Source organism: Nonomuraea guangzhouensis (genome assembly GCF_019396345.1).
GTDB classification, from domain to species: Bacteria; Actinomycetota; Actinomycetes; order Streptosporangiales; family Streptosporangiaceae; genus Nonomuraea; species Nonomuraea guangzhouensis.
Genome location: NZ_JAHKRM010000065.1, coordinates 24,280 through 31,065, shown reverse-complemented (window position 1 = coordinate 31,065; position 6,786 = coordinate 24,280). Strand labels below are relative to the sequence as shown.

At 69.3% G+C, this 6,786-nt stretch carries 6 protein-coding genes and 1 pseudogene; 2 read left to right on the top strand and 5 right to left on the bottom strand.

The annotated features are described in order from the left end of the window. Positions 1-163: 163 nt before the first annotated feature. The gene (locus KME78_RS61515) at positions 164-490 is read right to left on the bottom strand and encodes a branched-chain amino acid transporter permease (protein WP_219539556.1); all 327 of its coding nucleotides are present in this window, start codon (positions 488-490) and stop codon (positions 164-166) included. Between the two features lie 5 nt (positions 491-495). Next, the gene (locus tag KME78_RS61510) at positions 496-1,227 is read right to left on the bottom strand and encodes an AzlC family ABC transporter permease (protein WP_219539555.1); all 732 of its coding nucleotides are present in this window, start codon (positions 1,225-1,227) and stop codon (positions 496-498) included. A 63-nt stretch (positions 1,228-1,290) separates the two neighbouring features. On the opposite strand from KME78_RS61510, the gene KME78_RS61505 reads away from it, so the two are divergent. Then, positions 1,291-1,743: an Lrp/AsnC family transcriptional regulator gene (locus KME78_RS61505; RefSeq protein WP_219539554.1), complete on the top strand. Its 453-nt coding sequence runs from the start codon at positions 1,291-1,293 to the stop codon at positions 1,741-1,743. A 5-nt stretch (positions 1,744-1,748) separates the two neighbouring features. Here KME78_RS61505 and KME78_RS66915 read toward each other — a convergent pair whose 3' ends face one another. The 3 genes from KME78_RS66915 to KME78_RS61490 all read right to left on the bottom strand — a co-directional run bounded on the left by KME78_RS66915 (position 1,749) and on the right by KME78_RS61490 (position 5,654). Further along, on the bottom strand, positions 1,749-4,463 hold the full coding sequence (locus KME78_RS66915) for a caspase, EACC1-associated type (protein ID WP_219539553.1): 2,715 nt from the start codon (positions 4,461-4,463) through the stop codon (positions 1,749-1,751). Between the two features lie 79 nt (positions 4,464-4,542). Further along, positions 4,543-5,022, bottom strand: a complete 480-nt coding sequence (locus KME78_RS61495) for a nitroreductase/quinone reductase family protein (protein ID WP_219539552.1) — start codon at positions 5,020-5,022, stop codon at positions 4,543-4,545. After that, positions 5,019-5,654, bottom strand: a complete 636-nt coding sequence (locus KME78_RS61490; RefSeq protein WP_219539551.1) for an NADPH-dependent FMN reductase — start codon at positions 5,652-5,654, stop codon at positions 5,019-5,021. Before KME78_RS61490 ends, KME78_RS61495 begins: the two co-directional genes overlap by 4 nt. A 447-nt stretch (positions 5,655-6,101) precedes the next feature. On the opposite strand from KME78_RS61490, the pseudogene fbiC reads away from it, so the two are divergent. Further along, positions 6,102-6,785 (top strand): annotated as a pseudogene (fbiC, locus tag KME78_RS61485) (7,8-didemethyl-8-hydroxy-5-deazariboflavin synthase); the annotation flags it as partial. Position 6,786: the final 1 nt, after the last annotated feature.

Below are 6,786 nucleotides of genomic sequence, written 5' to 3'. Positions count from 1 at the left end.
GCTCGTTCAGGTGCGGAAACAGCACCCTGAACCGCGAGACAAGCTGATCGCGGACCTCGCTCGGTATGCCCATACCAAGTCAACGAGTTCAAGATCGAAAAGCAACGCCTTATTTCTTGACGGCTCCTAGCGAGCCACCACCGAAATGATCAAGTGCCGCCCATCAGGTCTGCCAGAGGGTCGACAGCACCACGTGCACGGCGGTCGCGCCCAGGACGCTGATCACGGCGTTGCGGGTTTTCAGGTGCAGCCCGACCGCGACGGCCAGGGCCAGGACGGCGGGCACGGCGGCCGACCAGGCGGGGCGGACCGCGCGCAGGGTGTACAGGGCGAGGATCAGCATGATGCCGGTGGGCATCTGACAGGCGAGGTAGCGCAGGACGGCCGAGCGGCGCAGCGGGGTCAGGACGGCGAAGGGCAGGGCGCGCAGACCCCAGGTGACGCCGGCGCTGACAGCCACGGCGGCGGTCAGGTAGAGCGGGCTGGGCACGGGTTTCACCCTTTCCTGACGGAGACGGCGGCAGGGGTCACGGGGCGTGCGGCGGTGCGGCGGCGGCCTGCGGCGTAGCGGATCAGCAGGCCTGCGGTGAACAGGGCCATCGCGGTCGGCAGTACCTGCCCGGGAGTCAGGAGCACGGCGACGGCGAAGGCGGCCGCGGCCAGCAGCGGGGCGGGCAGATCCCGCTGGGCGCGCCAGGCGTCGATCGTCAGGACCACGAACAGGGCGGTCAGCGCGAAGTCCAGGCCGGTCAGGTTGAGCGGGATCAGGGAGCCGGCGAGCGCGCCGACAGTGGCGCCGCCGACCCAGTAGCCCTGGCACAGCACCTGCATCCACAGGATGCGGGCGCCGTTCCAGCCGCGGGCGTGTTCGCCGGCGGTCAGGGCGTACGCCTCGTCGGTGAGCGCGAACGTGGCGTAGAGGCGGCCCAGCGGCCGGACCTGCGACAGCGGGAAGGACAGGGCGTAGAAGACGTGCCGGAGGTTCACCAGCAGCGCCGTCACCGCGATCTGTCCCAGCGGAGTCACCGAGGCGACCAGGCCCAGCAGCAGGAACTCCAGCGACCCGGCGTAGATCACGGCGGTGAACACCGTGGCCCACCACCAGCTCAGCCCGGCGTGCACCACCAGGACGCCGAAGCTGAGCCCGAGAGGGAACAGGCTGAGCCCTACCGAGGCGGTGTCGGCCGCTGCCGCCGCGAAGTTGCCCCTCGTGTGGATTGCACTCATGAGACGCAATTTTAGTGCGCATTGCGCGTAATATGGTGTTAAGTATTATCAGGAGAAAGCCTTATGAGTAATAGTATTAGTATTGATCGCATTGATCGTGAAATATTGTTTCATCTTGCTCAGGACGGGCGGTTGTCGAACGTGGAGCTGGCCCGCCGGGTCGGGCTGACTCCCCCGCCGTGCCTGCGCCGGGTCAAGCGGCTGGAGGACGCCGGCGTGATCGCCGGGTACCGGGCGCAGATCTCCCCCGCGGCCCTGGGCCGCTCCCTGGAGGTGGTCCTGTCGGTGGAGATCGCGGTCAACGACCTGCAGACGGTGGAGGACTTCGAGTCGCGGGTCGCGGCGCTGGAGGAGGTCGTGGAGTTCAGGCGCATGTTCAGCCGTCCGGACTACTACATCCGGGTGGCGGTCGCCGACCCGATCGCCTACGAGAACTTCCTCAGCCGGCAGATCCTGCCGCTGCCCGCGGTCTCCCGCGTCGACTCCCACCTCACCATGAAACGCATCAAGGATTGACCCGCTCAGCTACTGGAGCCGGCCGGGGTGGGCAAGACCTCCATGGTGGCGAGGAGGCGACTGGTCGCGACATCCCAGAGACGCGCCGTACCGTCGAAGGAGCCGCTGACCAGGGACCTGCCGTCCGGGCCGAAGGCCAGATCGGCGATCTGACCGTTGTGGCCGGTCAGTGTGCCGATCGGGCGCGTGGTGGCGACATCCGTCAGCACGATCGTCCTGTCGAAGCTGCCGGTGGCCAGCGTCTTGCCATCCGGGCTGAACGCCAGCGGGCCGACCATGGCGGTGTGTCCGGGCTTGAGGTCCTTGCTGGTACGGGTCGTCAGGTCCCATATCTGGATGGTGGACGAGACGCCGCTGGAGCTGGCCAGGGTCTTCCCGTCCGGGCTGATGGCCAGGTAGTGGATGGCGTACTGGGCGCCGGTGAGGGTGCTTCTGGTGTGGCCGTTCGCCGGGTTCCACAGGCCGATGGTCTTGTCCTCGCTGGCGCTGGCCAGGGTCTTGCCGTCGGGCGTGAAGGCCAGCGCCGACACCTCGCCCTTGTGCCCGGTGATCACGGTTCGGGTCTGGCCGCGTGCCACGTCCCAGAGCCGGATGGTCTGATCGATGCCGCCGCTGGCGAGGGTCTTGCCGTCGGGGCTGAAGGCGAGGGCTCGTACGGCGCTGGCACGACTGCCGTTGACCAGCGGACCCTCGGTGTGACCGGTGAGATCGGTGATCGATTCGCCGGTGCGGACGTCCCACAGGTGGATCGCGTTGTCGCCGCGGCTCGCGGCGAGCTTCTTGCCGTCCGGGCTGAAGGCCAGGCCGTAGAGGCCATCGGTGTTGCCGGAGGAGGTGAGCGTGGACAGGGCGGCTCCGGTTGACGCGTCGCGTAACCAGACCTCGCTTCTGATGTAGCTCGCCATCGCGATGGTCTTGCCATCCGGGCTGAAGGCCACCGACGTCATCGGCGCCTCGGGGCCGCTGCTGCCGGCGCTGTCGTGCTTTGATCCGTTCACGATCACTGTGGTGATGGCCGCCGCTGCCACCGTCACCGCCAGCCCGGCCAGGAGGGCGATCCGGGTCCGTAGCCGCCAGCGCCGCCAGGTCATGCCGATCGGACCTGTGGCGGCAGGTGTCTTGGGAGTGTCGAGCGGCTGAGCTGGGCTGGTCGCTTGAGGCGGGGTAGCGGGCTGGACCGGGGTGGCGGTGGCCTGGGGCTCGGCAGCGAGAGCGGGCCCGGCCGTGGGTTCGGGCTTGGCGGCAGGTTCCGGCTCGGCGGCAGGTTCCGGCTCGGCGGCAGGTTCCGGCTCGGCGGCAGGTTCCGGCTCGGCGGCAGGTTCGGGCTCGGCGGGTTGAGCGGTGGTCTCCAGCCCGGCGGCGGCGAGGGCTCGGGCGGCGGTGGCCGAGACCATGCGGCTGTCGTCGTCGGCCAGCCCCTGCAGCGCCAGCCGCGCGGCCAGGGCGAGCCCCGCATGTGAGCCGCGCAACAGGCGTTCCAGGTCCCCGACGATGGCGGCGCGCACCGTGGGAAGCGGATGCTGGAGCGTTTCGCGCAGCTCGGCGGGCAGTTCGCTGGGCCGCTCGACCGGGCGAGCGCGCCGGGCGATGACCAGGTCGCCTTGCACCTCGAACGTCCACTTGCCCGGCGTCTGCTTGGGGGTGATCGTTCGCACCCGTTCGTAGACGAAGTCGTACAGCTCGTTGATGCCCACGTACCCGTCCTGGTTGAGGTCGGCCTCGCCGGTCTCCAACCCTTCGACGAGCACACCGGTGAACACGGACGGAGAGGGCTGCCGGTCGTCGGCCAGATCGAGGCCGTCGAAGGCGTACTCCAGCGCGTTGGACGCGGTGATGACGATGCGCCCGCGTCCGCCGAACTGGTCCTCGACGTGCGTACTGAACCCGGCCCTCGGCATCGCGCCGCGCGCGAAGGCACCCGCGTAACAGCAGTCGAGCAGCAGCACGATGCGGCGGCAGCGGCTGCGGCTCATCGCCTGGTTGACGAAGCCGGCCGATATCGCCGTCGCGGCGAGCAGGTTGAGCTTGGTGCTGGAGGTCGCGAAGTACAGCTGCCCGTTGTCGTCCTTCACGCCGTGCCCGGAGAAGTGCAGCAGGAGCAGGTCATCGGGGTCGCGGTCGGCGAAGAAGCCCTCGATCGCCTCAGTGACGACCGATGTCGGCTCGTTGACCAGCGTGCGTACCTCGAAATCGCCGATCGCGGGATTGCTCAGCACCCGGGTCAGCGCGTCGGCGTCCGTGGCGGGCGCGCGCAGTTTGCGCAGCCCCGAGTCGCGATAGTCGTCGCAGGCCACGATCAGCGCCACCCGCCGGCCGCCGCGGGGCGTGGCCTCGGTGAGCTCCTGCGGCGACCGGCGGCGGGCCAGCCACTCATCGATCAGCCGCCGCTGATCCGGCGTCGCCACGCCGGTCACCTCGAGCAGGTCGCCGTCGAGGGTCATCTTCACCGAACGATCCCGGTGCCGCGTCAGCCAGGCGGTCACCGCTTCCACGATGGCGCCGAGCAACTCGGTGCCCGCCAGCGCGACCGTCAGACCGCCGATGGCGAAGGACAGGATCGCCTTGCTGCCTTCCGGCGCCGCGCCCGCCTGGGAGAGGCCGACCACGACATCCAGGTCGAGCAGTTCGGCGCGCAGCGTGGCGGTCAGCTCATCCAGCTCCTGCGGCTCCGCGGAATCGTCGACCACCCACAGGTTGAGCTGGTTCGTCCCACCCGCCATGGCGGCTCCCCAGGGAAGGATCCGGGCTACGTCAAGTGGAGCCTAACCGGGATTCCCAACCCTTCCCAGGATGCGGCATTCACGTGGTGCTCTGAGCGGGTCGGGGAACCAGGCGGACGATCGGCAGTTCCCGATCGGTCTTCACCTGATATTGGCCGAAGCGGGGCGCGGCGTCGACGATCTGCTGCCAGGCCTCCGCGCGCTCGACCCCATGCAGCTGCTCGGCGACCACGGCTATCTTGCGGCCGTCGACCTCGATCCGCACCTTGTCGGGGTGGGCGGCGAGGTTGTAGTACCACGCCGGGTTGCCCGCCGCGCCGGCCGCCGACGCCACGATCAGCCAGCTGCCGTCCTTGCCGGGGAACCAGCCGACCGGGTTCGTCCGCTCCAGCCCGCTCTTGGCACCGATGGTGGTCAGGACCAGGGCATTGAAGCCCAGGAAGATGCCGCCGCCCTTGCGGCGGATCCGCCTGGCCATCAGATTGTTGAACCAGCGGAACGCCCACCCCGCCGAGGGCTGGCGAGCGCCGCGCGTTCCCGCACGCGTGTTGAAGCTCATGCGGCGGCCATCGCGGCTCGGGCCCGGATGACGCCGGGGATCAGCTCTCCTTCGGTGCGGGCCTGGTTCAGCGCGGAGGACCACCAGGCCAGGTCGTCGAGCATGATCTGCAGGCTGATGTCGGTCGCGGCATTGACCGGCTCGTCCTGGCCGTCGAAGGCCGCCTGCACGTACGGGATCACCACGGTGTTGCGCAGCGGAACGGCTTCGGCCTCGACGAACATGTGCGCCAGATGCTCGATCGCGCGGATCCCTCCCCCGATGCCCCCGCTGTAGCCGATGGCCGCCACCGGCTTGTTGCGGAACCCGAACGACATCCACACGCTGTCGATGGCGTTCTTCAGCCCGCCGGGAACGCTGTGGTTGTACTCCGGGGTGATGACGACGAAGGCGTCGGCTTGCTTCACCTTCTGGTTCCAGGCCCGCACGATCGGCTCGGAGTACGTCGGGTCGCTCAGGTCGCCGATCGTCCCCATGTGCTCGGCGAAGATCGGCAGCGGCCAGTCGCGCAGATCGGCGAGTTCGACGTCGAAGCCGTCGTGCGCGCGGAGCCGCGACAGGACCCAGGGCAGTACGCGATCCGCCGCCCGGGTGGGGCGGGTGCTTCCGACGATGACAAGAATTTTCGGCATGTGATGCTCTCCGGATGTTCGGTGCGCCGGCTACGGGGGCTGCCCGGCCAAGAGGGGGCCCTTGGGCGCTATTGTTATCGACGCATACTGTACATGTCATTAACTATGTTCGCACCGTGCCCCCACCAGGGAGATTCATGAGCTTGTCCAATGTCGTGCCCGGCGAGTCGGCCGTCCGCCGGGCGCTGCGTCGAGCCAGGGACGGCGTCACCCTCGACCGGACCGAGGCCGAGACGCTGCTGCACGCCCGGGGCGCGCAGCTGGAACAGTTGCTGGCCGCCGCGTCCCGGGTGCGCGACGCCGGGCTCATCGAGGCGGGCCGGGAAGGGGTGATCACCTATTCCCGCAGCGTCTTCGTACCGCTGACCAAGCTCTGCCGGGACCGCTGCCACTACTGCACGTTCGCCACCGTTCCCGGGCGGACGCCGACGGCGTTCCTCAGCGAGGCTGACCGCGGCGAAGGAGGCCGGGGTGGACTCTCTGCCCGGCACCGCGGCCGAGATCCTCGACGACGACGTCCGCTGGATCCTGACCAAGGGCAAGCTTCCGACGGCGTCCTGGATCGAGGTCGTGACCACGGCCCACGAGCTGGGCCTCCCGACGACGTCGACGATGATGTACGGCCACGTCGACAACCCGGCGCACTGGGTGGCCCACATCAAGCTGATCAGGGACCTCCAGGCGCGAACGGGTGGGTTCACCGAGTTCGTGCTGCTGCCCTTCGTCCACACGAACGCGCCGCTCTACCTGGCCGGCATCGCCCGCCCAGGCCCCACGCACCTGGAGAACCGGGCCGTGCACGCCCTGGCCCGGCTGCTGCTGCACGGCCGGATCCCGAACATCCAGACGAGCTGGGTGAAACTGGGCCCGGCGGGGGTGGTCGACGTGCTCCGCGGCGGCGTGAACGACCTGGGCGGCACGCTGATGGAGGAGACCATCAGCCGCATGGCGGGCTCGGAGAACGGCAGCTACAAGACGATCGCCGACCTCACGGCCCTGGCGCACGCCGCCGGCCGACCGGCCCGCCAGCGGACGACCACGTACGGCGAGGTCTCCGCGGAACGCCTGGCGGCGGGCCGCGAGCACGACGGCGTATGGCGGCCGAACCTGCTGCCGCTGGTCAGCGGATGAC